This is a genomic window from Streptomyces rimosus (assembly GCF_008704655.1).
Taxonomy (GTDB): domain Bacteria; phylum Actinomycetota; class Actinomycetes; order Streptomycetales; family Streptomycetaceae; genus Streptomyces; species Streptomyces rimosus.
The window spans coordinates 7,504,284-7,530,125 of sequence record NZ_CP023688.1 but is presented as its reverse complement, the minus strand read 5'-3'; the positions used below and the strand labels follow the sequence as shown (position 1 = coordinate 7,530,125).

The 25,842-nt window shown below is 73.1% G+C and carries 27 protein-coding genes; 16 read left to right on the top strand and 11 right to left on the bottom strand.

Annotated elements, in window-relative coordinates:
- Positions 1 to 21: 21 nt before the first annotated feature.
- Positions 22 to 213: a hypothetical protein gene (locus tag CP984_RS32905; protein ID WP_078575419.1), complete on the bottom strand. Its 192-nt coding sequence runs from the start codon at positions 211 to 213 to the stop codon at positions 22 to 24.
- Positions 214 to 375: 162 nt separating this feature from the next.
- On the opposite strand from CP984_RS32905, the gene CP984_RS32900 reads away from it, so the two are divergent.
- From CP984_RS32900 to CP984_RS32890, 3 genes are read left to right on the top strand one after another with little or no spacing between them, the layout of a single operon-like run.
- On the top strand, positions 376 to 630 hold the full coding sequence (locus CP984_RS32900; RefSeq protein WP_003982161.1) for a hypothetical protein: 255 nt from the start codon (positions 376 to 378) through the stop codon (positions 628 to 630).
- The gene (locus CP984_RS32895; RefSeq protein WP_003982160.1) at positions 602 to 1,117 is read left to right on the top strand and encodes a DUF6879 family protein; all 516 of its coding nucleotides are present in this window, start codon (positions 602 to 604) and stop codon (positions 1,115 to 1,117) included. The genes CP984_RS32900 and CP984_RS32895 overlap by 29 nt, the downstream gene beginning before the upstream one ends.
- 15 nt (positions 1,118 to 1,132) lie before the next feature.
- Positions 1,133 to 1,984, top strand: a complete 852-nt coding sequence (locus CP984_RS32890) for a helix-turn-helix domain-containing protein (protein ID WP_003982158.1) — start codon at positions 1,133 to 1,135, stop codon at positions 1,982 to 1,984.
- 32 nt (positions 1,985 to 2,016) lie between these two features.
- Here the strand turns inward: CP984_RS32890 and CP984_RS32885 are convergent, their stop codons facing one another.
- Positions 2,017 to 2,505 (bottom strand): DUF6314 family protein, encoded by a 489-nt coding sequence (locus CP984_RS32885; RefSeq protein ID WP_003982156.1) that lies wholly within the window; start codon positions 2,503 to 2,505, stop codon positions 2,017 to 2,019.
- A 154-nt stretch (positions 2,506 to 2,659) separates the two neighbouring features.
- Between CP984_RS32885 and CP984_RS32880 the strand changes: the two genes are divergently transcribed.
- Complete coding sequence (locus CP984_RS32880; protein WP_003982155.1) at positions 2,660 to 3,364, top strand: HAD family hydrolase; 705 nt, start codon at positions 2,660 to 2,662, stop codon at positions 3,362 to 3,364.
- A gap of 82 nt (positions 3,365 to 3,446) precedes the next feature.
- Positions 3,447 to 3,803, top strand: coding sequence for an NUDIX domain-containing protein (locus tag CP984_RS32875; protein WP_231512706.1), 357 nt, complete (start codon positions 3,447 to 3,449; stop codon positions 3,801 to 3,803).
- A gap of 42 nt (positions 3,804 to 3,845) precedes the next feature.
- Here CP984_RS32875 and CP984_RS32870 read toward each other — a convergent pair whose 3' ends face one another.
- Together CP984_RS32870 and CP984_RS32865 are read right to left on the bottom strand one after the other, a co-directional pair.
- On the bottom strand, positions 3,846 to 5,471 hold the full coding sequence (locus CP984_RS32870; RefSeq protein WP_003982153.1) for an ABC-F family ATP-binding cassette domain-containing protein: 1,626 nt from the start codon (positions 5,469 to 5,471) through the stop codon (positions 3,846 to 3,848).
- A gap of 393 nt (positions 5,472 to 5,864) precedes the next feature.
- Complete coding sequence (locus CP984_RS32865; protein WP_003982152.1) at positions 5,865 to 7,238, bottom strand: cytochrome P450; 1,374 nt, start codon at positions 7,236 to 7,238, stop codon at positions 5,865 to 5,867.
- A gap of 34 nt (positions 7,239 to 7,272) precedes the next feature.
- Between CP984_RS32865 and CP984_RS32860 the strand changes: the two genes are divergently transcribed.
- A complete protein-coding gene (locus CP984_RS32860) occupies positions 7,273 to 7,674 on the top strand; it encodes a hypothetical protein (protein ID WP_003982151.1) in 402 nt (133 codons plus the stop codon).
- A gap of 370 nt (positions 7,675 to 8,044) precedes the next feature.
- Here CP984_RS32860 and CP984_RS32855 read toward each other — a convergent pair whose 3' ends face one another.
- The gene (locus CP984_RS32855) at positions 8,045 to 8,290 is read right to left on the bottom strand and encodes a hypothetical protein (RefSeq protein ID WP_003982150.1); all 246 of its coding nucleotides are present in this window, start codon (positions 8,288 to 8,290) and stop codon (positions 8,045 to 8,047) included.
- Positions 8,291 to 8,678: 388 nt separating this feature from the next.
- On the opposite strand from CP984_RS32855, the gene CP984_RS32850 reads away from it, so the two are divergent.
- The 6 genes from CP984_RS32850 (at position 8,679) to CP984_RS32825 (ending at position 13,933) form a co-directional block, all read left to right on the top strand.
- Positions 8,679 to 9,614 carry a hypothetical protein gene (locus CP984_RS32850; protein WP_003982149.1) on the top strand — a complete coding sequence of 312 codons (936 nt, stop codon included), beginning with the start codon at positions 8,679 to 8,681 and terminating at the stop codon, positions 9,612 to 9,614.
- A gap of 107 nt (positions 9,615 to 9,721) precedes the next feature.
- Positions 9,722 to 10,279, top strand: coding sequence for a DM13 domain-containing protein (locus CP984_RS32845; RefSeq protein ID WP_003982148.1), 558 nt, complete (start codon positions 9,722 to 9,724; stop codon positions 10,277 to 10,279).
- A 4-nt stretch (positions 10,280 to 10,283) separates the two neighbouring features.
- Positions 10,284 to 11,102: a response regulator transcription factor gene (locus CP984_RS32840; protein ID WP_003982147.1), complete on the top strand. Its 819-nt coding sequence runs from the start codon at positions 10,284 to 10,286 to the stop codon at positions 11,100 to 11,102.
- The gene (locus CP984_RS32835; RefSeq protein ID WP_003982146.1) at positions 11,099 to 12,223 is read left to right on the top strand and encodes a sensor histidine kinase; all 1,125 of its coding nucleotides are present in this window, start codon (positions 11,099 to 11,101) and stop codon (positions 12,221 to 12,223) included. The genes CP984_RS32840 and CP984_RS32835 overlap by 4 nt, the downstream gene beginning before the upstream one ends.
- Before the next feature lie 81 nt (positions 12,224 to 12,304).
- Positions 12,305 to 13,201 (top strand): phosphotransferase family protein, encoded by an 897-nt coding sequence (locus tag CP984_RS32830; RefSeq protein WP_030178782.1) that lies wholly within the window; start codon positions 12,305 to 12,307, stop codon positions 13,199 to 13,201.
- A 159-nt stretch (positions 13,202 to 13,360) separates the two neighbouring features.
- Entirely contained in the window at positions 13,361 to 13,933 is a 573-nt protein-coding gene (locus CP984_RS32825) for a dihydrofolate reductase family protein (RefSeq protein WP_003982143.1), read from the top strand.
- Between the two features lie 19 nt (positions 13,934 to 13,952).
- Here CP984_RS32825 and CP984_RS32820 read toward each other — a convergent pair whose 3' ends face one another.
- From CP984_RS32820 to CP984_RS32795, 6 genes are all read right to left on the bottom strand, one after another.
- A complete protein-coding gene (locus tag CP984_RS32820; RefSeq protein ID WP_003982142.1) occupies positions 13,953 to 14,594 on the bottom strand; it encodes a cytochrome b/b6 domain-containing protein in 642 nt (213 codons plus the stop codon).
- Between the two features lie 22 nt (positions 14,595 to 14,616).
- Positions 14,617 to 15,405, bottom strand: coding sequence for a molybdopterin-dependent oxidoreductase (locus CP984_RS32815; protein ID WP_003982141.1), 789 nt, complete (start codon positions 15,403 to 15,405; stop codon positions 14,617 to 14,619).
- Between the two features lie 79 nt (positions 15,406 to 15,484).
- Positions 15,485 to 17,470: a primary-amine oxidase gene (locus tag CP984_RS32810; protein ID WP_003982140.1), complete on the bottom strand. Its 1,986-nt coding sequence runs from the start codon at positions 17,468 to 17,470 to the stop codon at positions 15,485 to 15,487.
- A gap of 3 nt (positions 17,471 to 17,473) precedes the next feature.
- A complete protein-coding gene (locus tag CP984_RS32805; RefSeq protein WP_003982139.1) occupies positions 17,474 to 19,060 on the bottom strand; it encodes an APC family permease in 1,587 nt (528 codons plus the stop codon).
- Positions 19,061 to 19,203: 143 nt separating this feature from the next.
- Complete coding sequence (locus tag CP984_RS32800; protein WP_003982138.1) at positions 19,204 to 20,157, bottom strand: hypothetical protein; 954 nt, start codon at positions 20,155 to 20,157, stop codon at positions 19,204 to 19,206.
- A 274-nt stretch (positions 20,158 to 20,431) separates the two neighbouring features.
- Positions 20,432 to 22,096: an FAD-binding dehydrogenase gene (locus CP984_RS32795; protein WP_003982137.1), complete on the bottom strand. Its 1,665-nt coding sequence runs from the start codon at positions 22,094 to 22,096 to the stop codon at positions 20,432 to 20,434.
- A gap of 220 nt (positions 22,097 to 22,316) precedes the next feature.
- Here CP984_RS32795 and CP984_RS32790 point away from each other — a divergent pair, with 220 nt between their 5' ends.
- The 4 genes from CP984_RS32790 to CP984_RS32775 all read left to right on the top strand — a co-directional run bounded on the left by CP984_RS32790 (position 22,317) and on the right by CP984_RS32775 (position 25,830).
- A complete protein-coding gene (locus CP984_RS32790) occupies positions 22,317 to 23,207 on the top strand; it encodes a DMT family transporter (RefSeq protein WP_003982136.1) in 891 nt (296 codons plus the stop codon).
- 211 nt (positions 23,208 to 23,418) lie between these two features.
- On the top strand, positions 23,419 to 24,294 hold the full coding sequence (locus CP984_RS32785; protein WP_003982135.1) for an MBL fold metallo-hydrolase: 876 nt from the start codon (positions 23,419 to 23,421) through the stop codon (positions 24,292 to 24,294).
- A gap of 62 nt (positions 24,295 to 24,356) precedes the next feature.
- Positions 24,357 to 25,010 carry a TetR/AcrR family transcriptional regulator gene (locus CP984_RS32780; protein ID WP_003982134.1) on the top strand — a complete coding sequence of 218 codons (654 nt, stop codon included), beginning with the start codon at positions 24,357 to 24,359 and terminating at the stop codon, positions 25,008 to 25,010.
- A 37-nt stretch (positions 25,011 to 25,047) separates the two neighbouring features.
- Positions 25,048 to 25,830, top strand: a complete 783-nt coding sequence (locus tag CP984_RS32775) for a glucose 1-dehydrogenase (RefSeq protein ID WP_003982133.1) — start codon at positions 25,048 to 25,050, stop codon at positions 25,828 to 25,830.
- Positions 25,831 to 25,842 lie beyond the last annotated feature (12 nt).

The following is a 25,842-nucleotide window of genomic DNA, read 5'->3' as shown; positions in this document are numbered from 1 at the left end:
CCGTGCCGACGGTGGGCGCGCTCATCGTCCGGCCGCCCGATGGCTGCGCATTTCCACATTGATGTCCGAGATCCTGCTCAGGTTCCCGCTCCGTCGCGCCGCCACCCGCTCCCGGGCCAGCGCCCCGCACACGTCGCATTCCGCGACGGGCGCCGGTTCGGCGGTGGGCAGACCCACGTGAACGGGCTCCGTCATGGTCGTCCTGGCGTTCATGCCGCGACGCTAGGAGGGGTGCGGGTCGATCGGCTACGAACTTGCATGTGCTTGCACGCCAATTCGCCGCATTGCAGGCGTCGTTGACACCATCGGGCCAGGTCGTCACGCTGATGCAAGCATGCGCAAGCACCTGACCACAGAAGATCAGGAGAGACCGCGATGACCGTAGAGTTCATCGGGATCGACCCACACACCGACCGGGATCATTGCCCTACGGTGTGGGCTGACGCCGACGCACAGGAGCTCCTCTTGCAAGGCTGGAAGCCGGACGCCGCGACGCAGACCGCCTGCGAGTCGACCTCCCCGGCACACGGACCGGTGCCGGGCACCGAAGCCATCGTCCGGGTTCCGGCCCGGTTGATCCCGATGATCAGGGAGGCGTGTGATGCCATCGAGCGCGCCCGCGTTCGCTGACCTCCTCGGCAGCTGTAACCACTCGGCCGTTCACCTGGAACTGCGCGACACCTACGCTCCGACCGAACGCTTCGCGTCCTGGCGGCGCGGTGAGCGGATCAACTGGGACGACCGGGGCTCCTGGTGGGATCCCTACCTCCAGACGATCGCGGACGCCGTCGGCCGGGGCGTTGCCGTCCGGCGGGCGCGCGTTGTCTCGGAACCTGTCTCCGAGTACATCCGCTGGGAGCACTACGTCACGCGAGAACTGATAGAGGCAGGGGAGAACGTCCGCTGGCTGCCTCGCCGCCAGACGACGGACCTCTCCCTGCCCGGCAACGACTACTGGCTCTTCGACGCCCGACTGGCCCGTGTGCATCACTTCGATGGCGACGGCGCCGTGATCGAGGACGAGTTCACCGAGGACCCGGCCCTGCTCAAACACCTTTCGGCCGCGTTCGACGCGGTCTGGGAGCGGGCCGTTCCGCACGGCCGCTTCGCCGTCTGACCGGCGCGGGCGCTCATGTCCACCCACCCGTCGCCCGGTGTCCAGCAGGCCCGCGAGGCGCTCGCCGCGCGGCTGGCGGAGGTGCGCAAGGATGCCGGGCTGACCAAGCGTGAGCTGGCCGTGCGCTGTGGCTGGCACGAGTCGAAGAGCAGTCGGATCGAGAATGCGCGGACACCGCCGTCCGACGCCGATGTCCGCGCCTGGTGCGAGGCGTGCGGCGCGGCCGGGCGGGCACCGGATCTGATCGCCGCCAACCGGGCCTCGTCTGAGATGTACGTCGAGTGGCGGCGTCTCCAGCGGACCGGCCTGCGCCGCCTTCAGGAGTCCGGTGCGCCCCTGTACCGGCGCACCCGGCGGTTCCGTGTCTACTGCTCGGATGTCGTCCCCGGCTTTCTCCAGACGCCGGGGTACGCGGCGGCCCTGCTGGGGACGATTGCGGCCTTCCGGGAGACGCCGGATGACGTGAGCGACGCCGTGGACGCGCGGATGCGCCGTAACTCCGTGCTCCGCGAGGGCGATCACCGATTCGCGATGGTGCTGGAGGAGTCCGTCCTGCGCCACCGGATGGGCGACGCCCCCACCATGGCGGCCCAGCTCGGGCATCTGCTCTCCGCGATGGCGCTGCCGTCGGTCTCCCTGGGCGTGATTCCCTTCACCGTCGAGCGGACCATCTGGCCGATGGCGACCTTCACCGTCTTCGACGACGTCCGGGTGCACGCCGACTCCCTCGACGCCGCCGCGACGCTCACGCAACCGAGCCAGGTCGGCCTGTACATCCGCGCCTTCCAGCAGCTCTCCGGCAACGCGGTTTTCGGCGCTGCCGCGCGAGCCCTGGTGACACGGGCCCTCGCGACTCTCGATGGCTAGGTCCGCCGGCGTACCCACCGCTGGCGGCACCATCAGGCCGACGCGCGATCCATCCTCCGATACACCGACCGCAACACCTGCTCCTTCGCCGGACCCCCCACCCTCCACACCAGATGCCACTCCCCCTCCGAAACCACCGTGAATTCGCCCTCGTAGAGGTCGGCGGCGCAGGGGTGGCGGGTGAGCCAGTGGCCGGAGTGGAGGTTCAGGTCGTGGAAGGGGCGGCCGTCGGTGAAGGTGATGGTGGCGGTGCCGTTGGGGTGGGGGTGCAGGTGGAGGGTGCGGGTGGCGGGGGTGGTGGTGCCGTTCCAGGTCAGGTGGCCCTCTTCGGCGTGGAGGAGGGGGGTGCCGCCGGGGGTTTCCGGGTGGAAGTGGGCGGTGCCGTGGAAGGTGCCCCGCGTATCCGTACGGACGTCGAGCACGGTGCGGTCGATGGTCCACCGGCCGGCCAGGTACGCGGCGGCGTCCGGGACCGGGTGGCGGACGCCGGGTGCGGGCGTGCCGTCGTGCTCTGTCGACATGGCGCCATTGTCCCCGGTGGCGGCTCCGGCGCGGCGGGCGGGCCGCCGGAGAATTGCGGTGCGTCCGCGTCCGCCGGGTCAGTAGGGTGCCGCGGGGCCGGGGACCCGGCCCGGGCCGGACGGCGGAGCGTACGAGGAGAACGGTGTGAGCGCAGTGGACGGCGGGGCGCGCCGGGCGCGGCAGGTGCTGGTGTTCGATGCCGACGACACGTTGTGGGAGAACAACGTGATCTTCGAGCGGGTCATCGAGGAGTTCCTGACCTGGCTGGACCACCCGGAGCTGGGGCGGGACGGCGTACGGGCCCTGCTGGACGAGATCGAGGCGGCCAACGCCGCGGTGCACGGCTACGGCAGCAAGGTGTTTCTGCGCAGCCTCGGCGAGTGTGTGCGGCGGGTGCGGCGGCGGGAGGCCGACGAGGGGGAGCTGGCCCGGATCGCGGGCTGGGCGCGGGCCTTCGAGGCGGACGAGGTGGAGCTGATCCCGGGGGTCGCCGAGACGCTGGCGGAGCTGGCCGGGCGGCACCAGTTGCTGATGCTGACCAAGGGCGACGCGGCGGAGCAGCGCCGGAAGGTGGAGGTGTCGCGGCTGGCGCACCACTTCCGTGACGTACGCATCGTGCCCGAGAAGAACGTGGGGACGTATCAGGAGCTGGTGCGGACGTACGCGCTGGCGCCGTCGGCCACCTGGATGATCGGCAATTCCCCGAAGTCGGACATTCTGCCGGCCCGGGAGGCGGGCCTGAACGCGGTGTTCATCCCGAACGACAACACGTGGGTGCTGGAGCACGGTGTGCTCGATCCGGCCGATGAGAAGGTGTTGCGGCTGGATAGGTTCGCGGAGTTGTTGCGGCACTTTTGAGGGGAGAGGGCGGGCGGTGGCGGAGACAACCGGAGGACCGCGGGTCTCGTGTGTGTTCTTGTGTCACGACGGGGGCGGGAAGGTGCTGCTCGCGCGGCGGGGCGCGGGGGCCCGGGACGAGCCGGGGACGTGGGACTGCGGCGCCGGGGCGCTGGAGTTCGGTGAGAGCTTCGAGGCGGCTGTGACGCGTGAGGTGTACGAGGAGTACCGCGCGACGCCGCTGGAGATCGCGCAGCTCGGAGTGCGCAATGTGCTGCGCGGCGACCCGGTGGCGTCGCACTGGGTCGCCATGGTCTTCGCGGTCCGGGTGCGCCCGGACGAGGTGCGGATCGGGGAGCCGCACAAGTTCGACGAGCTGGGCTGGTTCGCGCCCGGCGCGCTGCCGTCGCCGCTGCACTCGCAGTGCACCGGGACGCTGGCGCTCTTCCCGCAGGGGTGAGGGGCGGCGCACGGCGGAGGCCGCGCGCCGCCCAGGGCGTCGTTACATCGGTTCGGTATCGGTCAGTTCGCCGTCCAGGGCGAGCCAGCGGGTGATGCCGATCTCCCGGAGGAACGCCAGGTCGTGGCTGACCACGATCAGCGCGCCCCGGTAGGAGTCCAGCGCCGTGACGAGCCGGCGCACCGACGCCATGTCGAGGTTGTTCGTCGGCTCGTCCAGCATCAGGAGCTGGGGCGCGGGCTCGGCCAGCATCAGCGCCGCGAGGGCGGCCCGGAAACGCTCGCCTCCGGAGAGCGTGCCCGCCCGCTGGTCGGCACGGGCGCCCTTGAAGAGGAACCGCGCCAGACGGGCCCGTATCTGGTTGTTGGTGGCGTCCGGCGCGAACCGTGCGACGTTCTCGACCACGGTCAGCTCGTCGTCGAGGACGTCCAGCCGCTGCGGCAGGTAGCGGTGCGGTACGTACATTCCCGCTGTGCCCTCCTCGGGCGGGATCTCGCCCGCGAGCGTCCGCAGCAGTGTCGTTTTGCCGGAGCCGTTGCGCCCGGTCAGCGCGACCCGCTCCGGACCGCGCAGTTCGAGGTTCGCGTACGCGCCGTAGCGTGCCCGCAGTCCTCGTACGGTCAGTACCTCGCGGCCCGGCGGCACCTCGGTGCGCGGCAGGTCGACGCGGATCTCGTCGTCGTCCCGTACCGCCTCGGCGGCCTCGCCGAGGCGTTCCCTGGCCTCCTTGAGCTTCTCGGCGTGCATCGTGCGGTGTTTGCCGGCGGAGACCTGGGCCGCGGCCTTGCGGCTGTTCATGACGATCTTCGGCTCGCGCTTCTGGGCGTACATCTTGTTGCCGTAGCGGACCCGGCGCGCCAACTTGACCTGCGCGTCGCTCAGTTCGCGCCGCTGCCGCGCCACGTCGGCCTCGGCGACCCGCAGCATGCGCTCGGCCGCTTCCTGCTCCATGGCGAGTGCCTGCTCGTACGCGGTGAAGTTGCCGCCGTACCAGTGGATCTCGCCGCCGCGCAGGTCGGCGATGCGGTCCACCCGGTCGAGCAGTTCGCGGTCGTGGCTGACCACGACCAGGGCGCCGGACCAGCCGTCCACCGCGGCGTAGAGCCGACGGCGGGCGGCCAGGTCCAGGTTGTTGGTCGGCTCGTCCAGCAGGAGCACGTCCGGGCGGCGCAGCAGCAGCGCGGCCAGCCGCAGCAGGACGGACTCGCCGCCGGAGACCTCGCCGACGGTGCGGTCGAGGTCGATGGCGTGCAGGCCGAGCTGGTCGAGGGCGGCGCGGGCGCGTTCCTCGACGTCCCAGTCGTCACCTACGGCGGTGAAGTTGGCCTCGCTGGCATCGCCGTTCTCGATGGCGTGCAGGGCGGCGCGAGTCCCGGCGATGCCGAGGGCCGCGTCCACCCGCGTACGGGTGTCCAGGGCGGCGTTCTGCGGCAGGTAGCCGATCTCGCCGGTGACCTTGACGTCCCCTTCGGCGGGTTGCAGTTCCCCCGCGAAGAGCTTCAACAGGGTTGATTTTCCCGCGCCGTTGAGGCCGATGAGTCCGGTGCGCCCGGGGCCGACGGCCAGGTCGAAGTCCTCCAGGACAGGGGTGCCGTCGGGCCAGGCGAAGCCGAGGCCGGTGCACACGATGGCGGCGGAGGTGGCGGAAGAGGTGGAAGAGGTGGACATACGGGTCTCCTCGGTGCGCGCGGAGGTACGGGGGACGGCGCGGGAGACACCACGGGAAGGTCCACGAGAGCCGGGCCGACGGCACCGAGAGGGGTGCGGGCGGGTCGGGCGGGAGGCGGGCCGGACAGAGCGGATCGCCGAGGTCGTGGACAGGGCCGCACAGCGGGTGCCGGGCGCGCTCTTCGCGCGCTCTCGCACCTCGCGCCGTGGGCGCGGCGTCTCATGACCTCAGACGAGCAACGGCCTTCTCCTGTCGACGGCAATGGGGCCGAGAAGAACGGTACGGGGGCCGCCACGAAAATGCAAACGCTATTTTCGTTGCGTTTGAGGGTGGGGTCGAGGGGCATGCTGACGGAGGGGCGGCGCCCCGCCCCTCCGGTCTCCCGTACGCCCTCAGCCCACTCCCCTCAGCCGCACCCGCGCCGGGCCCGCCGCCTGCAAGGTGATGCCCGCGGTGAGCGGCACCTCCCGGTCGACCGCCGTCAGCTCGTACGAGCGCAGCAGTACCGCTGCCGCCAGCACCGACTCCAGCATCGAGAAGTGCTGCCCGATGCACGCCCGCGGGCCGCCGCCGAACGGGAACCACGCGTAGCGGTGGCGCGCCGCCTCCCGCTCCGGGGTGAACCGCCGCGGATCGAAGCGCTCCGGGTCCTCCCACAGGCCGGGGTGCCGGTGGGTCACCCACGGCGAGACGATCACATCGGCGCCGTCCGGTATCCGGTGGCCGCCGATCTCGGTGGCCGCGACGCCGCGCCGGCTCACCACGGGCGCCGCCGGGTACAGCCGCATGGCCTCCTTGAGGGCCATCGTCAGCCGCGGCAACCGCTCCAGGTCGGCGGCTTCCGGCTCCCGGTCCCCCAGTACGGCGTCGATCTCCTCCCGTACCAGGACCTGTTCCTCCGGATGCCGGGCGAGCAGGTGGAGGGTGAAGGCCAGGGACGTCGCGGTCGTCTCGTGGCCGGCGAGCAGGAAGACCAGGACCTGATCGCGGATCTCGGTGGCGTCCAGGCCGCCGTCCGCCGCGTTGCCCGCGCGGGTGAGCAGGGACAGCAGGTCGGCGCCGTCCTCCAGTGCGCCGGCGGTCTGCCGCCCGGCCACGATCCGGTCGCAGACCGAGTGCAGTTCGGCCGTCGCGGCGGCGGCCCGGCGGTTGGCGGGGGTGGGCCAGTGGCGCGGCGGGTTGCGCGGCGAGAAGCCGCGCCGTACGACATACGAGTTGATCACCGGGAAGCAGCGGTGCACGGTGGCGACCGCGGCCTCCACGTCCGTGCCGAACAGGATGCGGGAGACGGTGCGCAGCGCGAGCCGGTTCATCTCGCCCACCAGGTCGACCGTGCCGCCGGGCGGGGTCCGCCAGCGCTCGGCGACGGCCTGCGCATCCGCGGCCACGGCCGACGCGTAGCCGTCGACCCGGCGCTTGGTGAACAGCGGCCGCACGATCCGCCGCTGGCGGAGATAGTCGTCGTCCTGGCTGGTCAGCAGGCCGTTGCCGAACGACTGCCGGACCTCTTCGTAGAACGGGTGGTCCTTGCGGAAGTTGGCGGCCTCGGAGGCGAGGATCCGCTGACTGCCCTCGGGCGAGAACACGCCGTAGAAGACGCTGCGCAGGCCGGGCGGACCGGCCGTGAAGCGCACCAGGTCGCCGTGGTCACGGCGGGCGCGCGCGAACGTGTCGAGCGTGCTGCGCCGCAGGTCGAACATCGAGCCCAGGAACGGTACGCCCCGGGGGCCCGGTATCGCCGGGCCGGATCGTGTGGTGAGGGTCATGGGGGCGATACCTACCCCGCGTAGCATGGGCCGAATGATCAACAAGCGTGCCGGCCGTCAGCCCGCCGAAGCTCCCTGCCGCGTCACCGTCTGCCGCGGCTGCTGCTGCGGCGACCCGCGCAAGATCCCGGGCGTCGACCACGCGGCGCAGATCCCGCGGCTGCGGGCCGCGCTGGCCGGCGCGGCGGAGGTCCGCGCCTCGGAGTGCCTGGACGTCTGCGACCAGGCCAACGTCGTCGTGGTCCAGCCGTCCCGCGCGGGCCGGGCCGCGGGCGGCCGCCCGGTGTGGCTCGGACTGGTCAACGACGACGCCGCACTGGACGACGTGGCCGCCTGGATACGCGCCGGCGGCCCCGGCCTCGCGGAGCCGCCCGGCGTGCTGGACCTGTACGCGTTCACCGTGTCGCGACGGGTGCGGGAGGCGTTGGAGGGCTGAGCGCCCACCATTCGGGCTCGGCGCGGGCTCGGTTCGGTCCGGTTCCGGGCGGGGCTTGTTCCCTGCCCCCCCTTGGGTAAGCCCCCGCTGGGGGGACGATCACGTTCGATTCGTCTCCAGGAGGCCCGCACCTCGCCCGGCAGGCCCGCCATCCCACCCGGCAGACCCGCCGAACAACACCGCATCCCCCACCCGATCACCCCCAGCAACCAAGCCTGATCCGCACGCTGGGCGCCATCGCTGCCAACACTGACGCGATCGACAGTGCCAGTCACCAGATCGCGGACGAAGACATCATCAGCGCCGTTGGTGTCGCCGGGCACCAAGTCTGTGGCTCGCGAGGCGAAGTACACCTTTCGGTTGTCGGCGCTCATGTAGGCGCCGGTCGCCGAGCTGCCGTCGGTCTGTCCGTCCCGAAGACGTCCGCCTTCTCGTTGGTGTCGTTCTCTACGACGCGCGGCGAGGTGCAGGAAGGCCCGTCGCCGCTGATCCGCCCGTTCTCGACGGGCACGTCGGCCGGCGTACCGTCCTGCGCCACGCTCACCTGCTCGGTACGCGGCTGCCGCTCGTCCGCCTCTGCCGTGGTCAGCGGCAGGGCGATCGCGGAGCCGGCCAATAACGCCGCGGTGACGGCGGCGCTTCTGAGTCGACCGGGTCGACGCGCGGTGGTTCCCCCTCGCGCGTACGGAATACGGGCATATGTGTATCGAGTACGCGAAGGCAGCCAACAGCCCCGTCGGCCCCCGATCAACGAAAAGCAAGGCCGTCTCCGCTACGGATACGGCCGTTGCGGGAGTGCCGGCCTGGACGCGATGGAACGTGACGGGCGGCAGTGCCCGCTCCAAAACCCTGTCCCCAGAAGCACTCCAGCTCTCCATCGCGCATCATCCGGCCGGCCGATGCCCGCTCCCCCTCGGTGACGACCGGGATGCGCCCAGCGATCGACGCCCACGACGACAGGAGCGGACAAGACTCGAACCCCATTGCTCGAAAGAGGGGTTCATGTGGACAGCTGGGACCGGGCCGGGCGGATCGCGGCGTACGGAGCGGCGCTGGCGATGCTGCCGTACTTGCTGATCAAGGTGTCGTGGGTGGCCGGTTCGCTCTTGGGGGCCGGGGGCGGGTCCGGCACCGCGGAGTGGGTGGTGCTCAACAGCGCGACGATCGGTATGGCGGGGGTCGGTATCGCGGTGGCGCTCGCGCTGGTGCGGTCGTGGGGGATGCGCATACCGGGGGCGCCGTTAGTTGTCTGCGCCTGGGTCGGTACGGGGTTCCTCGTTCCGGTGCTGCCGTACGCCCTTCTCGGTTGGCTGCTGGTCCCGGCGGACGGCCGTGGCGGGAGCGGGAGTGACGCGGGCCCGTCGATGCCCGGGTGGGAGGCCGCGCTGATTCAGTTCGGGTTCGTGGGGATGGGGGCGGGGCTGGCCGTCGCACTGCCCGCGTACTTGCGGCGCCGCTGGCCGGAGGCGTTCGCGGGCCGGCTCGGGGACGGTGGCGAGCGCTCGCCCAAGACGCCGCCGTGGACGGCCGTGGTCGGCGCCGCGGTCGGTCTCGTCTGGCTGTACTGGGCGGTGGGCGGCACCACGGGTGTCGCCCACCCCGAGGAGCGGGAGCTCTCCTGGCATCTGCTGTCCGGAGTCTTCGGGTGCTGGGCGCTCGTGGCCGCCGCCGCTTCCTGGGCGGTCGTCCGGGGCCTGCCCGCACGGGCCCGTCGATGGGTACCCATGGTGCTCGGCTGGCTCGGATCGGGCTCGCTGTTCGCCTGGAGCGGCTGGAAGCTTCCCTTCACGCTGTATCTGGCGATCACGCAACCGGCCGGTACCGCCCTGCCGGAAAACCTCGTACTCGCGGCGGTTCTGCACCTGGCAGCGGTGGGCACGGGCGCCGCGATGCTGGGAGCGCTCATCCGTACGCTGCCGTCGGCGGCCCGCTCGCGATAGAAGCCCGCCACCAAGGTGCCCGGACGGCCCGCCCCGGAGGATTACCGGAGTCTTACGGACCGGCTCCACGGCCCCCAGCCGCCCGCTCCGCGCGCTTGGCTGGGCGCATGGAACCCATTGCTCCCCGCCGCTCGCCGCTGCTGCGCCGCGCCGTCGTCGTCCCCGCCCTCCTCGTCGCCGTGGTCGTCGCGGCCGTCGCGCTCTATCTCTTCCAGCCGTGGAAGGCCTTGACGAACACGACCGTGGACGAGGCGGCACCGTCCGCCACCTCCTCCGCCATGGGCAAGATGCACGACACGGACGGCATGAAGAAGCCTGCGGCCGGAGGCTCCTTCGTCTCCCATGAGCACGCCACCAGCGGCACCGCCCGCGCGCTGCGCCTCGCGGACGGCGGCCGGGTGGTGCGGCTGGAGGACCTCAAGACATCCGAGGGGCCGGATGTACGGGTCTATCTGTCGCACCGCAGTGCCGCCGACGCCGAGCACGGGCTGGGCGCGGGCGCCGTCGAGCTGGGCAAGCTCAAGGGCAATCTCGGCAACCAGAACTACGCGGTACCGGCCGGCACCGACCCGGCCGCCTTCCGCAGCGTGGTGATCTGGTGCCACCGCTTCTCCGTCTCCTTCGGCGCCGCCGACCTCCCGGCGGCGGCCGCGATGGCACGCTGATCCCGTGAGCCGAACCACCCCGCCCGCCGCCCCGCCGCCCGCAGCGCCACCCCGGCGCATCCTCGTCGTCGAGGACGACCCGACCGTCGCCGAGGTCGTCACCGGCTATCTGACGCGCGCCGGCTACGTCACCGAACACGTCGCCGACGGCTGGGCGGCCCTCGACCGGGCCGCCGTCTTCCGGCCGCACCTGGTGGTGCTGGACCTGATGCTGCCGGGCCTCGACGGCCTGGAGGTGTGCCGCAGGCTGCGCGGCGCGCACAGCACGGCGCCCGCACCGCCCCCGGTCCCCGTCGTGATGCTCACCGCCCGCGGCGAGGCGCCGGACCGCATCCTGGGCCTGGAACTGGGCGCGGACGACTATGTGACCAAGCCGTTCAGCCCCCGCGAACTGGTGCTGCGCATCGGGTCCGTGCTGCGCCGCGCGGAGGCCGCCCCGCCGGCCGCCACCCCGGTGCCTCCCGTACGGGCCGGCGATCTGACCGCCGAGCCCGCCGCACGCCATGCCGTACGGGCCGGGCGTCCGCTGTCCCTGACCTCCCGCGAGTTCGACCTGCTGCTGTTCCTGATGCGCAACCCGGGGCGGGTGTTCGCCCGGGAGGATCTGCTGCACCAGGTCTGGGGCTGGGAGTTCGGCGATCTGTCCACGGTGACCGTGCACGTACGGCGGTTGCGCGAGAAGATCGAGGACGATCCGGCGGCACCGCGGCTGATCGTCACGGTGTGGGGCGCCGGGTACCGCTTCGACCCGGCAGGCGGTACGGGTGACGGCGACCGTCCGGACCCGGCCTCACCCACTCCCGCCGGAACCCCCCGCCCATGAACGACTTCCTCGTCATCCTCGCGCTGGCCGCCCTCGGCGCCGTCGCGGCCGGGCTGCCGGCCGCCGCTGCCGTGCGGGTGCTGCGCCGCCGCTCCGTCGCGCTGTCGCTGTTCGCCGCGGGGGCGCTGGCGGTCGTCACGATGGCGGCCGGGACGGTCGCGGTGGCCCAGGCGATGTTCCTGTCGGCGCACGACCTGGGCGTGGTGATGGCCGTGGTCGCCGTCTCCGGGCTGGTGTCGCTGGCCGCCGCGCTGCTGTTCGGCCGCCGGATCGCCGCGGGCAGCAGGCAGCTGGCGGAGGCGGCGCGTACGGTCGGCAGCGAGGGCGGGTTCGCCGCGCCCGCCGAGCCGCCGACGGCCGAACTGGCCACGCTGGCCGAGGCGTTGGAGGAGACCAGTGCCCGGCTGGCGCGGGCCAGGGAGCGCGAACGCGCGCTGGACGCCGCGCGGCGCGACCTGATCGCGGGCATCTCCCACGATCTGCGCACACCGCTGGCGGGCCTGCGGGCGATGGCCGAGGCCCTGGAGGACGGCGTGGTGCGGGGCGCGGACGCCGCCCGCTATCACGCCCGTATCCGGGTGGAGGTGGACCGGCTGGCCGGCATGGTCGACGACCTCTTCGAACTGTCCCGCATCCAGGCGGGCGCGCTGACGCTGACGCCGTCCCGGGTGTCGGTGTTCGATCTGGTGGACGACGCGCTCGCGGGCGCCCGGCCGCTGGCCGCCGCGGGCGGGGTGCGCCTGGTGGACGGCGGGGTGGCGGCCGTACCGGTACGGGTGGACGCGCAGCAGATCACCCGCGTGCTGGGGAACCTGCTGGTCAACGCGATCCGGGCGACGCCGGACGGCGGCACGGTCGCGGTGGAGGCACAGCGTGCCGACGGCCGGGTGGTACTCGCGGTGGAGGACGGCTGCGGCGGCATCCCGGAGGCGGACCTGCCGCGCGTCTTCGACACCGGCTGGCGCGGCGCCCCCGCCCGTACGCCGCGCGCGGACGGCGGAAGCGGCGCGGGGCTGGGTCTGGCGATCGTCCGCGGCATCGTCGAGGCACACGCGGGGCGCGCCTCGGTGCGCAACACGGAGCGCGGCTGCCGGTTCGAGGTCGAGCTTCCCGGCGGGTGAGCGGCGCGGGCGCGTACCCGTACGGCCGGATCGGCCTGCCGCCGCCCCATCGCGAGGGCGCCCTGCGGCATGATGGCGATCATGACGGAGGAACGCCTGCCGGACGCGGCAGAAGTGGCCCGGCTGGTCCAGGACGTCGTGCCCGGGGTGCACGCGGCGGACGTCCGGCCCATCGGTGAAGGCGGCGACCACGCGTCCTGGTGGGTGGGGCCGGACCATGTGGCGCGGTGCGCGCTCGACTCCGGCGGTTCGGAGCGCCTGCGCCGGGAGCTCGCGCTGCGCGAGTTGGTCGGCGAGCGGACCGGCATTCCCGTACCGGTGAGTGTGGCGAGCGGGGACTGGGCGCGGGGGCGCGCGTTCACCCTGGACACCCGGCTGGGCGGGGTCTCCGCCGAGCTGCGCGCGGTTCCGGCGGCGGGCGAGGACGATCTCACGCGGCTGCTCGTCCAGCTCGCGCAGGTGCCCGTGGTGGAAGCCGAGGCGCTGGGCGTACCGCCGGAGGCACCGCGCAATATGCCCGGACTGCTCCGCCGGGCCTCGGCGGCGGCGGAAACCGTCGCGGCACGCGGCGAGTTCGACGCCGGGTGGCTGCCGAGGCTGAGTGTACGAGGGGCGGAGGCCGCGACGGCGCCCGCCACCCTGGTGCACAACGACCTCAAGGGCGAGCACCTGCTCGTGGCCGAGGACGGCAGGGTCAGCGGCGTACTGGACTGGACGGACGCGGTGACCGGCGACGCCGCCGAGGATGTCGCCGGGCTCGCGATCTCGGTCGGTGCCGTGGCGGCCGTACGCATCGCGACGGCCGCCGGCTTCGACCGCGGCGCCTGCGCCCGCGCGCTGCAACTGGCCCGCTGCGACACGCTGACGCTGCTTTCCGACCGGCTCGGCGGGCGCGACGACAGCCCGTTGCCGCTGCTGCGCACGCAGCTGCGGCGTGCATGGGAGCCGACCGTTCTGGACGGGCCGGAGGAGAAGTAGGCGGTTTCGTCCGGACGCCGCCCGGACGGACGACGGCCGCCGAGTCGCTCCGGGATCCGCGTTGTCAGTGGTGGCTGGTCTACTACAGCCACGAGGCCGACGCAGCGTGCACCGGCCGAGCGTGCCGAGGCCCGGCCACGAGACCAGCAGGAGCCCCTGATGCGTACTCTGATCAGCACCGCTTTCCTCTCGCTCGACGGCGTCGCGGAGGCGCCGGGCGGCGAGCCCGGTTACCGGAACTCCGGGTGGACCTTCAAGGACGTCGAGTTCCTCCCCGAGGCGTTCGACATCAAGGGCCGGGAGCAGGAGGAAGCCACCGCGATGCTCATGGGCCGGGTCAGCTACGAGGCGTTCAGCCCGGTGTGGCCGGGCATGGAGGACTTCGCCGGTTACAAGGTGATGCCGAAGTACGTCGTCTCGACCACCCTCACCGAGGACAACCTGGTGTCGAACTGGGGCGAGACGACGATCCTGCGCTCGCTCGACGATGTCGCCGCGCTCAAGGAGACCGAGGGCGGGCCGGTCATCGTCCACGGCAGTCTCTCCCTGAATCAGGCTCTGTCGGACGCCGGCCTGATCGACCGTTACCACCTGCTCGTCTTCCCGCTCCTGCTCGGGGCGGGCAAGCGGCTCTTCAGCGCCACGGACAAGGACACCCAGAAGCTGAAGCTCGTCGAGCACGAGGTCTACGCCAACGGCCTGCAGAAGAACGTCTTCGACGTCGTCCGCTGACGAAGCTCCCGTACGCGCCCTACCCCACGCGACGTTCCGGCTCCTCCTCCGGCTCCCACAGCGGATGCTCCCGCCGTGCCCATGCCGCGTCGACGGTCCCGGTCCGCATGCCCCGGCGTGCTTCCGGATCGCCGTACGCCCGCCATACATGGCCCGCGATGACGACGATGAGCGCCAGTGCCAGCCAGTCGTGGACGAAGGTCGCGCCGGTGCGCCAGAGGAGCGGGGCGAGGTGGGTGAACCACATCAGCAGGCCCGTCCCGGCCATGACCAGGACCGCGCCCGCCAGCCAGGCGGCGTAGAGCTTCTGGCCCGCGTTGAACTTGCCCGCCGGCCGGTCGGACCCGCGGCGCAGCGCGGAACGCAGCCAGCGGCGGTCGTGCGGCCCGTACCGGTTCAGGCGGGTCACGTCGGCGCGCAGCGCGCGCGAGGCCAGGCCGAGCAGCAGGGGTGCGGGCAGCAGCAGGCCCGACCACTCGTGGACGGTGGCCATCAGGGCCCGGCGGCCGACGAGTTCGGCGAGGAAGGGGAGGTAGAGGCAGCCCGCGGTCAGCACGCAGACGGCCATGAGGGTGGCGGTGGCGCGGTGCACCCAGCGCTGGGCGGGCGTGAAGCGGCGTACGCGCGCGCTTGCCGCCTCTACCGGCGTCTGCGCCTGCATCTGCCTCCAGCCCCCCGCGCGCTCAGACGGTCGGCGCATCATCGCGTCCGTTCGAGCGGCCGACCCACGCGTCCACGTCGTAGCCGCGCTCCTCCCAGTAGCCCGGTTCGACCCGCTCGGTGACGGTGATGCCGGAGAGCCACTTCGCCGACTTGTAGAAGTACATCGGCGCGGCATACAGCCGCACCGGCCCGCCGTGCGCGTGCGGCAGCGGCTTGTCCTGCATGGTGAGGGCGATCAGCACATCGTCGCGGCGGGCCTGTTCGAGCGTGAGGCTCTCGCTGTACGCGCCGTCGAAGCAGGTGAAGCGGACGGCTTTCGCCCCGGACCGTACCCCTGCCGCGTCCAGGAGGCGGCGCAGGCGTACGCCGGTGAAGGGCGTGGCCGGGACCCGCCAGCCGGTCACGCACTGCACGTCGCGCACCAGGCGCGTCTGCGGCAGCGCGCGCAGGTCGGACAGGCGGTACGTGGTGGGGCGTTCGACCAGGCCGTCCACCGTGAGGCGGTAGGTGCGGACGTCCTTGGACGGTACGGATGCGGTCACCGAGTAGTAGCGGAAGCCGCCGCCCGCCGGGAGCAGCCCGGTCAGGCCGGTGGGGTCGTTCCGGGCGGCGGCGCCGAGCGTGTTGTCGTAGGCCTGTTGCAGGTACGGGGCCGTGGCGATGCCCGCGACGCCGGTGATGAGCATGCCGAGCACCAGGCGGCGGCCGACGGGGGTGCCGTGTCCGTCGGCCGCCGGGCCGGTTCCTGCCGTGCCTTTACCGGTGGCGGGCGCTTCGTCGGGTCGTGGCGCGTTGTCGTACGGGGTCACGCCTCGATTCGAGCACCGCGCCGGGGGCCCGGCCAGCCTTCCGGGCGGGACGTCAGGCTTTCGTCATCTTTCAGGACCTTCACGCGCCCGAGGCGTGACAGTGCCCTCCCCCGCCGCTCTCGCGCGGCAGGTCCAGCGTCGGGTTCCGGTCGAAGAAGCCGGTCGGCCGGAGCGTGAAGCCGCAGCGGTCGACCGGCATGACCGGCCAGTCCTCCAGGCGCGGCAGATGGGTCGGGCCGAAGCAGTGCCAGAGCGTGAGGGCGGTGTTCTCCAGGGACTCGCCGGGGCGCGCCCAGGCGGTGACGCCCGCGCCACCGGGGTGCTGGTTGGGGTAGTCGCCGTCCGGGAAGCGCCGGTCGGCGGCGCTGCGGGTGATCCACAGGTGCTTGGTGGCGTAGGCGACGCGGGCGGCGACCGGGGAGCCCGGCCGGGCGAGCAGGGTGGGGCCGGACGGCTGCGGGGTCAGGGTGTACGCGACGGGCTGTCCGGTGCGGTTGCGTACGGACGGGTTGGTGATCCGCCAGCGGCGCCCGGCGGCCGGGTCGGCCGGCCGTCCCGCCTCGCCGGAGTCGGTGACGGGCGTGGCGCGGATGGTGAAGGCGTTGCCGTTGGGGTTGTCCGGGCCCATGGGGAGCGGAACGACATCGACCTCCTCCACCGTATTGGCGTGGCCGTCCACCGCGGGATCCAGCCGGGCGCAGAAAAGGTGCTGGTGGTACGGCGCCTGAAGGCCGGGGGCGACCTCGGTGGCGTACGGGGAGACGGTGCCCGGCGCGGACGCCGAGGTCTGCACCAGCCCGGTCGCCTTGACCTCGAACTCGATGCCGCCGTCCTGGTAGAGGTACCAGTAGAAGCCGTAGTCGTAGTTGCCGAGGGTGGCGATGTACGAGACGACCAGGCGGCGGGAGCGGCGGCTCTCGGCGGCGAAGTCGTCGAACATGTTGGTGTGCTTCCACAGGAGGCCGTGGTCCTCCTCGTGGATGCAGATGGCGTTGGGCAGCGTCTGCGGCACGCCGTGGTCGTCGGGCACGACGGCGTCGACGTACAGGATCTCGCCGAGGCAGTCGCAGCCCAGCCGGAGCGCGTTGGCGTTGCGGCCGAGGGTGTACTCGCCGACGTCCAGGTAGCAGATCCAGTTGCGGTCGGCGCCGGGGTCGGCGTACGGGACGGCCATCTCGGCGAGCGAGGCGCGGTGCAGCACGGGCCGTACGCGGTCGCCGTCGCGGACGGACAGCTCGTGCAGGACCAGGCCCTCGCGGGCGTTGAAGTCCAGCCGCAGCGACCAGTTCTGCCAGGTGAGGCGGTGTCCGTCGAGGGCGAAGGAGGGGCCGTCGGGCTGGCGGATCTCCAGCGGCTTGAGGTCGGTGCGCGCCGGGCCGTTGAACTCGGCCTCGTAGCGCCCGCATTCGGCGGGGACCGGCACCGCGCCGGTGTCCACGAGCCGTACGACCCGCCGCTCGGTCAGGTCCACGTCGGCGACCAGGCCGCCCACGGGATGCGCGAACGGGTTGTCGCTGGCCTCGCAGCGCAGGAACGTCAGCGAGCGCAGCATACGGCGCCCGGTCTCCTCGGCGCGGCCGAAGTTTCCGGCGGCCAGCGGGGCGCAGACCGCGAGCGCGGTGTCGGTGATGCCGCGCTCGGCCATGGCCTTGCGCCAGCCGGGGTCGGCCTTGACGATCTCGTCGCAGCGCTCGTACTCCTCGAAGAGGACGGGCGGCTGGCCGTCCGCCGCCGGGTCGAGGTCGCGGCGGGCGAGCAGCGTACGGGCCGTTACGTCGACGACCGCCTCGGTACCGGCGCCCGTCGCGGTGTCCAGCAGGGTGACGCGCACCCGGCGGACGACCGGGTCGCCGGGGCGGTGCGCGGCCACGGTGTGCCGGTCCGGCTCGTCCAGCAGGACGAGGGGGAAGCGGGTGGTGTCGCCCACCAGGCCCTCGTCGCTCAGGACCGCGCGGGCGACGGTGATCTCCTCGGCGGTGAGCGGGTCCAGAGGGTGCGGGGCGGGTGTTCCCGGGGCGGTGGTCGCCTTGTCCGCGTCCCGCGGGTCCGTAGCGCTGTGTGCCATCGGTCAGCTCTCCTCACGCAGGGACGACGAGGACGGCACGCTCGCCGCCTTCTCCAACTGGAACGCCTCGTTGCCCAGGCCGATACGGGCGTGCGTCTGCGGACGCCGGGCGCGCAGCACCCGCCCGTGGAGCAGCCCGGCCACGGCCGCCAGGCCGATGACGCCGGGCAGCACCCAGCTCAGCGCCGAGCCCTCGGCGCTGACCAGCACGCCGAAGTCCTTGACCGCGTAGACCAGCACGGTCAGCAGGCCGAGCGCGGCCAGCCCGGCGGCCAGCAGCCGGCCCGCCTGCGCCCGGCCCGCGCCCCGCCGTACGAAGAAGGCGATGACGGCCACGGACGCGGTCGCCATCAGCAGGATCACGCCGAGCGCGCCCACGTTGCCGCCCCAGGTGAACAGCCGCAGCACCGGCGTGGTGGGGTCGCCGGCGGGCATCCGGTCGGTGAGCGCGAAGACGGCCACCACGACGAAGGAGATGACCGACTGGAGCAGCGAGCCGAGCGCGGGCGCGCCGCTGGACCTGGCGGTCCGGCCGAGGGCGGCGGGCAGCAGGCCCTCGCGGCCCATGGCGAAGGCGTAGCGGGCCACCACGTTGTGGAAGCTGAGCATCGAGGCGAAGATGCCGGTCACGAAGAACACGTGCAGGATGTCGGCGAAGGTGGCGCCGAGCCGCGCCCCGGTGAGGGCGAAGATCAGGTTGGGGCCCTCCTTGCCGGCGGTGGCCACGACGTGGTCCGGGCCGGTGGCGACGCCGATCAGCCAGGAGCTGAGCGCGAAGAAGACCGCCACGAAGCCGACGGCCAGGAACATCACCCGGGCCACGACCGTCTGCGGCCGGCTGGTCTCCTCGGCGTAGACGGGGGCCTGTTCGAAGCCGACGAACGCGGCGACGGCGAAGCACAGCGCGGTGCCCAGGCCCGCGCCGCCGAGCGTGGCCGGGTCGAAGGCGTGCAGCGACAGGCCCTGCGGTCCGGGCCGCGAGGCGAAGGCGATGTCGGCGACGACGATCAGGATGACCTCGATGGCGAGCAGCACGCCCAGCACCTTGGCGTTCAGGTCGATCTTCAGCGCGCCGAGCACGCCGACGACCAGCACGCCGAGCAGGGCGGGCACCCACCAGGCGACGGTGACGCCCAGATGCCTGTCGAGCAGCCCGGACACCTCGAAGCCGAAGATGCCGTAGATGCCGAACTGGAGGGCACTGTAGGCGGCGAGAGCGACGAAGGAGGCGCCGGCGCCCGCCGTGCCCCCGAGGCCGCGCGCGATGTACGCGTAGAAGGCGCCGGCGTTGTGGACGTGCCGGCTCATCTCCGCGTAGCCGACGCTGAACAGCGCCATCACCACGCCCAGGATGACGAACAGCAGCGGCTGTCCGACGATGCCCATGACCTGGTACGTGGTGACCATGACGCCGCCGACCACCATCAGGGGCGCGCTGGCGGCCAGCACGGACAGCAGCAGGCCCGGCGTGCCGATGCGGCCGGCGCGCAGGGCCCGCTCCTGACCCTTGAAGGTGCTGATCTCCCCGGGGCCGCCCGGTGTGCCGGCCCGCCTCGGATTGCCCGTGTTTCCCGTACTGCTCGTCAGCATGGCGCGGTGGTGTCCTTTCCGTGGAGCGCGGGCGGGGTGCGCTTCGTGCGGGGGTGCGGTGCGGGTGCTGCGTGCGTGGCGCGTGGTGCTGTGTACGTCGTACGGGCGCCGTGGGCGGCCGGGGCGGCAGCCGGGCGCCGGGGTCAAGCGGTGCTGAAGGCCGTGTCGCGGGCGGCCTTGAAGGCCCTGCGGGCGTCCCGGTCCGGGTAGGACCACGGCGCGGCGGTGACGTGCGGGCCGATGCGGTGGAACAGCGCGGCGGCCTCGGCCATTCTTCCCTCGTAGTACTTGGCGTGGGCGAGGAAGTTGAGGTCCACCTTGCGGCGCGGGTGGTCCTCGCCCTCCCACTCCAGCCACCAGTCGAAGGCCGCCTTCATGACCTGGCGCGCGCGGCGGGTGGACCAGTGCCCGGAGGCCGCCGGGTCCGCCGGTTCGAGTCCGGCGGCGGCCAGCGCGCGGTAGCGCTCCGCGTGCGCCACGACGGGCAGGATCGCCAGCGGTGAATCGGCCGGGGCCTGTTCGGCGGCCCAGTACGCGAAGTCGTAGACCTGGTGCAGCGGGTCGTCGGCGCCGCCCTGCTGCTGCTCGGCCAGGCAGGCGGCCATCAGGTGGTGGGCGTGGTGGTGGTCCGGGTGCCGGGCACGTACCTGGTCGAAGGCGTGCTCGCGTTCGTCGGGGGTGCCGGTGCGGCGGGCGAGGATGAGCATGCCCAGCCAGGGCGTGGGGTCGTGGGGCGCCATGGCGGCGGCGAGGCGGCAGGCTTCGCGCGCCGCGTCCCCGCTGCTCTTGCCGCGCACGGCCTGGAAGACGAGGGCGCAGGCCAGCAGGGTCGCGGCGTCGGCGCTGTCGGGTTCGGCGAGCCGCCAGTCGCCGGCCCAGGCGGCGCTGGCCGGGCCCTCGGCGAGCACCACCAGCCGGTGGCCGCGCAGGTCCCAGTCCGTGCCGGTGTCGGCGAGCAGCGTCCGCACCCGGACCCAGCGGCCGTGCGCCAAGGCGTCGACGGAGGCGGAGAGTTCGGTGTCGTCCAGGGCCGGGTCGAGGAGCAGCGCGTCCTTGCGGCGGGAGCGGCCCAGGGGCGGGGGTGGCGGAGGGGTCACTGGCAGGAACACTCCACGACGCGCTTCACCTCCGGACGCGCCGCTTCCGGACGCGAGTGTGCAGAATCGGTGGACTGATCGGCACCGATTGGTCACGCACAGCAAAGCGGCAGGCACAGCTTCGCGTCAAGGCCGTTCGAAGAATGGCCGGAAAGCCAACTGCCTTGCCCGTCAACACACTTGTCAATAGGCGCGGTACGGGCAGCGGCACACCGGAACGTGACCCACCGGTAATCCCCGCCCCGGCTCGGCCCCCGCGCTCAGCCCGCCGCGCTCACCCCACCGCCTTGGCCGCCGCCCGCCCCGCCGTACGGCCCGAGAAGATGCAGCCGCCCAGGAAGGTGCCCTCCAGCGACCGGTAGCCGTGCACGCCCCCGCCGCCGAAGCCCGCCGCCTCCCCGGCCGCGTACACGCCGGGCAGGGCCTCGCCGCTCTCGGTCAGCACCCGCGAGGACAGGTCCGTCTCCAGGCCGCCGAGCGTCTTGCGGGTCAGGATGCTCAGCCGTACGGCGATCAGCGGACCGGCCTTGGGGTCCAGCAGCCGGTGCGGGGGCGCGGTGCGGATCAGCCGGTCGCCCAGGTACTTGCGGGCGCCTCGCATGGCGGTGACCTGGAGGTCCTTGGTGAAGGAGTTGGCGATCTCGCGGTCCCTGGCGACGATCTCGCGGCGCAGCGCGGCCTCGTCGAGCAGCGGCTCCTTGGTCAGCTGGTTCATCCGGCGTACGAGATCGCCGAGCGAGCGCTCGACGATGAAGTCCGCGCCCCGGTCCATGAACGCCTGGACCGGGCCGGGGGCGCCGGGCAGCGCCCGCCCGAGCACGTCCCGGACGCTGCGCCCGGTCAGGTCCGGGTTCTGCTCGGACCCGGAGAGGGTGAACTCCTTCTCGATGATCTTCCGGGTGAGCACGAACCAGGTGTGGTCGTGGCCGGTGCGCATGATGTGTTCGAGGGTGCCCAGGGTGTCGAAGCCGGGGAAGAGCGGCACCGGCAGCCGCTTGCCGTGCGCGTCCAGCCACAGCGGGGACGGCCCGGACAGGATGCGGATGCCGTGCCGGGGCCAGATCGGGTCCCAGTTGTCGATGCCCTCGGTGTAGTGCCACATACGGTCCCGGTTGATGATCCGGCCGCCGGCCGCCTCCGTGATGCCCAGCATCCGGCCGTCCACATGGGCGGGCACCCCGGACAGCATCCGCTCCGGCGGCCGGCCCAGCCGCTCGGGCCAGTTGGCGCGCACCAGGTCGTGGTTGCCGCCGATACCGCCGGAGGTGACGATCACCGCCTGGGCGCGCAGCTCGAAGGCGCCGGCGACCTCCCGGCCGCTGGGCGTGCCGCGCTCGGCGTCCGACGGCTCCAGGACGTCGCCGGTGACGGTGTCCACGGCGCCCGCGCTGCGCGCCAGGCCGGTCACGCGGTGCCGGAAGCGCAGCTCCACCAGGCCGCGCGCCACTCCGGCCCGCACCCGCCGCGCGAACGGCTCGACCAGGCCGGGGCCGGTGCCCCAGGTGATGTGGAAGCGGGGTACGGAGTTGCCGTGGCCGGTCGCCTCGTAGCCACCGCGCTCGGCCCAGCCGACCACCGGGAAGAGCCGTACGCCCTGCCGGTGCAGCCAGGCGCGCTTCTCCCCCGCCGCGAAGTCCACGTACGCCTCGGCCCACTTGCGCGGCCAGTGGTCCTCGGGGCGGTCGAAGCCGGCCGAGCCGAGCCAGTCCTGCCAGGCCAGCTCGTGGCTGTCGCGGATGCGCAGCCGGCGCTGCTCGGGCGAGTCGACGAGGAAGAGGCCGCCGAAGGACCAGTGCGCCTGGCCGCCGAGACCGCTCGCGGGCTCCTGCTCCAGGAGGATCACCTTGCGGCCGGCCTCGGCGAGCTCCGCGGTGGCCGCGAGACCCGCCAGCCCCGCTCCGATCACGATCACATCAGCGTCGTAGGCGCCACTGGTCATGTCTGCCCGTCTCTTCTCCTCGCCGCGGCACCGGAGGACCCGGCGGCCGTCGTGGCTACCGATCCTCAGCGCGTCCGTACGGCGCGTCAACCGCGTGTTCGGGTGTCGCCCGGACGGGTACCCGAGCGTGCCCGGTGCCCCCGGGCGGGCGGCGGGCCGCCGTACGGCTCGCTATCCTCGGCCAAGTCCCCGCCTTCCCAGTCGACTTGAGGTGCGTGACGTGACGGTGTTCCTGCTGGCCGTGAGCGCGGCCTGCTGCCTGGGGTCCGGATTCGTCCTCCAGCAGGGCGCGGCCCAGCGGGCCCCGATGCAGGACTTCCTCTCCCTGCGGCTGCTGCTCGACCTCGCCCGGATGCCGCGCTGGCTGGCCGGCATCGGCTTCATGGTGGCCGGCATGGCGCTGGGCGCCGCGGCGCTGGGCATGGGCGAGGTCACCCTCGTCGAACCGCTGCTGGCCACGAACCTGCTGTTCGCGATGGCCCTGTCCCGGCGCCTCACCCGGCAGCGGCTGGGCCGCCGGGGCTGGGGCGGTCTGTGGCTGCTGGCGGGTGGCGTGACGGCGTTCATCGTGGCCGGCGAGCCGCACGGCGGCCGGAGCCCGGCCGGTCCGCTGCGGCACTGGCTGCTCATGGGCGCGGTCCTCGGCCTCGCGCTGCTGCTGGCGGCCTGCGCCAGGCGGGCGCGGATGAGCCGAGAGGCGGCGCTGCTGGGCGTAGCGGCCGGGCTGCTGTACGGCCTCCAGGACGCCCTGACCCGGATCAGCGGCGAGCGGTTCGGGCGCGGCGGCTGGGCGGCGCTGCTCACCGGCTGGGAGCCGTACGCGGTGCTGGCGCTGGGCGTCCTCGCGCTCGTACTGGTCCAGAGCGCCTTCGAGACGGCGCCGCTGCGCATGTCGCTGCCCGCCCTGACGGCGGCCCAGCCGCTGGCGGGCATCGCCTGCGGGGTGGGCTTCCTGGGCGACCGGCTGAACGTGACCGGCGGCGCGCTCACGTGGGAGGCGGCCGGGCTGGCGGCGGTCGTGATGGGCATCGTCCTGATCGGCGGCCATCCGGCGATGCCGGCGGGGGTGGCCGGGCGGCCGGAGCGGGTGCCGGTGGTACGGGTGGGGTGAGGGGCTGCGGGTGAGTACGGATGGTCCGCACGGGGGGGCACTTGTCATGCTCGCGACAGGCACACGCCGTACCGAGAGATACGCCTTGACCAGCAGAAACAAGACCCGGCACCCCTTCCACTTCGACAGCCCGGCGCGTTTTCCTCTTCTCACGAACCCCGTACGGCCCCCGCGGGAACCCCCTACGGCCTTCCGAGGAATGAGGCATGCCATGACCGACGCCTGGTACGTCGACGACCGCTGCACCAACTGCGATGTCGCCCGGCAGCTCGCCCCGGCGCTGATCGCCGAGGTCGGCGGACGCTCCGAGATCGTCCGGCAGCCGCGTGACGCGGCGGAGGAACGACTGCTGCACGCCGCCGCGTTCGCCTGCCCCACCCGCTCCATCCGGCACCCGGCCCGCCGGCCGGCCCCGGAGCTCGATCCGTTCCCGATGCGCCTGGGCGACACCGACGTGCTGCTGTGCGGGCACAACTCGCAGCACACCGCCGGGGCCACCTCCTACCTCCTGCGGCGCCCCGGCGGCACGCAGCTGATGGTGGACACACCGCGCTGGAGCGAACCGCTGGCCGCCCGGTACGAGGCGCTGGGGCCGGTCACCGATGTCCTGCTCACCCACCGGGACCATGCGGCGCACGGCCGCCGGTACGCCGACCGGTTCGGGGCCCGGCTGTGGATCCACGAGGGCGACCTGGACGCCGCGCCGGACGCCGACCGCGTACTGCGCGGCACGGAGAGCGCGGAGATCGCCGAGGGTGTGTACGCCCATCCGCTGCCCGGCCACACCCGGGGCAGCGTCCTCTATGTCGCCGACGAGCGGTACTGCTTCAGCGGGGACAGCTTCTACTGGTCGCGCACGACCGGCGACATCGAGGTGGCGGACAGCGTCACCTGGTACTCCATCGAGGAACTGGCCGCCTCCCTGGCCCGTACCGCCGTCGGGCTGCGCTTCGAGTGGCTGCTGCCCGGCCACGGCGACCGCATGCACCTGCCCGCCGCCGACATGGCCGAGCGCGTACGGCGGCTGGCCGAGCGCACGCGGGAACTGCGTCCGCGCCCGGTGGACTTCACGGCCGTGCGCTGGTGAGGCGAGGGAAGCCGCCGCGGGCGGCCTCGACGGCTGATAATGCCCAGCATTAGAGTGCCCGCATGGCGAGAACGTCCGGGGCCGAGACCCGGGAGAAGCTGCTGCGCGCCGCGGAGGAGGTCTTCGCGGCGCACGGTGTCGACGGGGCGCAGACGCGGGACATCGTGCGGCTGGCCGGGCAGAGCAACCCGTCGGCCGTGCAGTACCACTTCGGTTCGCGGGCCGGGCTGCTGGACGCCGTGATGGCGGGACGGCTGGCCCGTACGGAAGCGGTGCTCGCGCCCGCGCTGGCGGCGGTGGAGGCCCGCTCCGGCGCCGCCGGACCCGAACTGAGGGCGCTGATCGGCGTGCTGATCACCGCCGAGGCGACCCAGCTGCGCGACGACCGGGGCCGCCGCTGCCTGCGTATCTCCGCCCAGTTGACCCACGAGAGCGGCGTCCGCACCCGCACCCCGCACCCGACGCTGGCGGGCACCGCGACCTGGCGGCTGATCGGCCTGGCGGAGGACGCGCTCGCCGCCGCGGGCCTGCCCGAGGCGCTGCGCCTGGAGCGGATCGACCTGGCGCTGACGCTGATCGGCGCGGCACTGGCCGACCGGGCCCGGCAGTACCTGGACGGCGTCCGGCCGCTGACGTACGAGGAGTTGTTCCGCGCCGACCTCATCGCCACCACGGAGGCGTTCCTGCTGGCCCCGGCGGCCGCGCCGTACCCGTGACCGCCCCACTCCCCACTCTCCAGGCAAGGAACCGAACATGACCGACGCCCACGCCCAGCACGACCTGCACGGCAAGACCGTCATCATCACCGGCGGCGCCCGCGGACTGGGAGCCGCTGCCGCCGAGCGGGCGGTCGCGGCCGGCGCGCACGTGCTGCTCACCGACGTACTGGAGGAGGAGGGCCGGGCGACGGCGGAACGGCTCGGCGAGCGTGCCCGGTTCCTCGTGCACGACGTGACCTCGGAGGACGGCTGGCAGCGGGCCGCGGACTACGCGACCGAGACGTTCGGCGGCATCGACGGGCTGGTCAACAACGCCGGCATAGCCACCGGCCAGCCGCTGGAGTCGGTCTCCGTGGACTTCTTCCGCAAGGTCCTCGACGTGAACCTGACCGGCGTCTTCATCGGCATGAAGACCGTGATCCCGGCGATGCGCGAGCGCGGCGCGGGCTCGATCGTGAACATCTCCTCCGCCGCCGGCCTCATGGGCCTGGCCCTGACCGGCGGTTACGGCGCCTCCAAGTGGGGCGTACGCGGCCTGACGAAGATCGGCGCGGTGGAGCTGGGCACCGAGCGGATCCGGGTGAACTCGGTGCACCCCGGCATGACGTTCACCCCGATGACCGAGCAGGCGGGCATCGAGCCGGGCGCGGGCAAGTACCCCAACACGCCGATGGGGCGGGTCGGCGAGGCCGAGGAGATCGCGGGGGCGGTGGTCTTCCTGCTGTCCGACGCGGCGTCCTACGTCACCGGGGCCGAACTGGCGGTGGACGGCGGCTGGACCGCCGGGCCGACGGTCCGCTACGTCATGGGGCAGTGACGCGCGGCACGC

Bases quoted from the DNA above. Each gene is read 5' to 3' on its own strand.
- CP984_RS32905 (WP_078575419.1), bottom strand. From the start codon at position 213: ATGAACGCCAGGACGACCATGACGGAGCCCGTTCACGTGGGTCTGCCC.
- CP984_RS32795 (WP_003982137.1), bottom strand. From the start codon at position 22,096: ATGACCAGTGGCGCCTACGACGCTGATGTGATCGTGATCGGAGCGGGG.
- CP984_RS32805 (WP_003982139.1), bottom strand. From the start codon at position 19,060: ATGCTGACGAGCAGTACGGGAAACACGGGCAATCCGAGGCGGGCCGGC.
- CP984_RS32825 (WP_003982143.1), top strand. From the start codon at position 13,361: ATGCGTACTCTGATCAGCACCGCTTTCCTCTCGCTCGACGGCGTCGCG.
- CP984_RS32835 (WP_003982146.1), top strand. From the start codon at position 11,099: ATGAACGACTTCCTCGTCATCCTCGCGCTGGCCGCCCTCGGCGCCGTC.
- CP984_RS32885 (WP_003982156.1), bottom strand. From the start codon at position 2,505: ATGTCGACAGAGCACGACGGCACGCCCGCACCCGGCGTCCGCCACCCG.
- CP984_RS32780 (WP_003982134.1), top strand. From the start codon at position 24,357: ATGGCGAGAACGTCCGGGGCCGAGACCCGGGAGAAGCTGCTGCGCGCC.
- CP984_RS32845 (WP_003982148.1), top strand. From the start codon at position 9,722: ATGGAACCCATTGCTCCCCGCCGCTCGCCGCTGCTGCGCCGCGCCGTC.
- CP984_RS32810 (WP_003982140.1), bottom strand. From the start codon at position 17,470: ATGGCACACAGCGCTACGGACCCGCGGGACGCGGACAAGGCGACCACC.
- CP984_RS32775 (WP_003982133.1), top strand. From the start codon at position 25,048: ATGACCGACGCCCACGCCCAGCACGACCTGCACGGCAAGACCGTCATC.
- CP984_RS32785 (WP_003982135.1), top strand. From the start codon at position 23,419: ATGACCGACGCCTGGTACGTCGACGACCGCTGCACCAACTGCGATGTC.
- CP984_RS32890 (WP_003982158.1), top strand. From the start codon at position 1,133: ATGTCCACCCACCCGTCGCCCGGTGTCCAGCAGGCCCGCGAGGCGCTC.
- CP984_RS32865 (WP_003982152.1), bottom strand. From the start codon at position 7,238: ATGACCCTCACCACACGATCCGGCCCGGCGATACCGGGCCCCCGGGGC.
- CP984_RS32900 (WP_003982161.1), top strand. From the start codon at position 376: ATGACCGTAGAGTTCATCGGGATCGACCCACACACCGACCGGGATCAT.
- CP984_RS32870 (WP_003982153.1), bottom strand. From the start codon at position 5,471: ATGTCCACCTCTTCCACCTCTTCCGCCACCTCCGCCGCCATCGTGTGC.
- CP984_RS32830 (WP_030178782.1), top strand. From the start codon at position 12,305: ATGACGGAGGAACGCCTGCCGGACGCGGCAGAAGTGGCCCGGCTGGTC.
- CP984_RS32820 (WP_003982142.1), bottom strand. From the start codon at position 14,594: ATGCAGGCGCAGACGCCGGTAGAGGCGGCAAGCGCGCGCGTACGCCGC.
- CP984_RS32895 (WP_003982160.1), top strand. From the start codon at position 602: ATGCCATCGAGCGCGCCCGCGTTCGCTGACCTCCTCGGCAGCTGTAAC.
- CP984_RS32860 (WP_003982151.1), top strand. From the start codon at position 7,273: ATGATCAACAAGCGTGCCGGCCGTCAGCCCGCCGAAGCTCCCTGCCGC.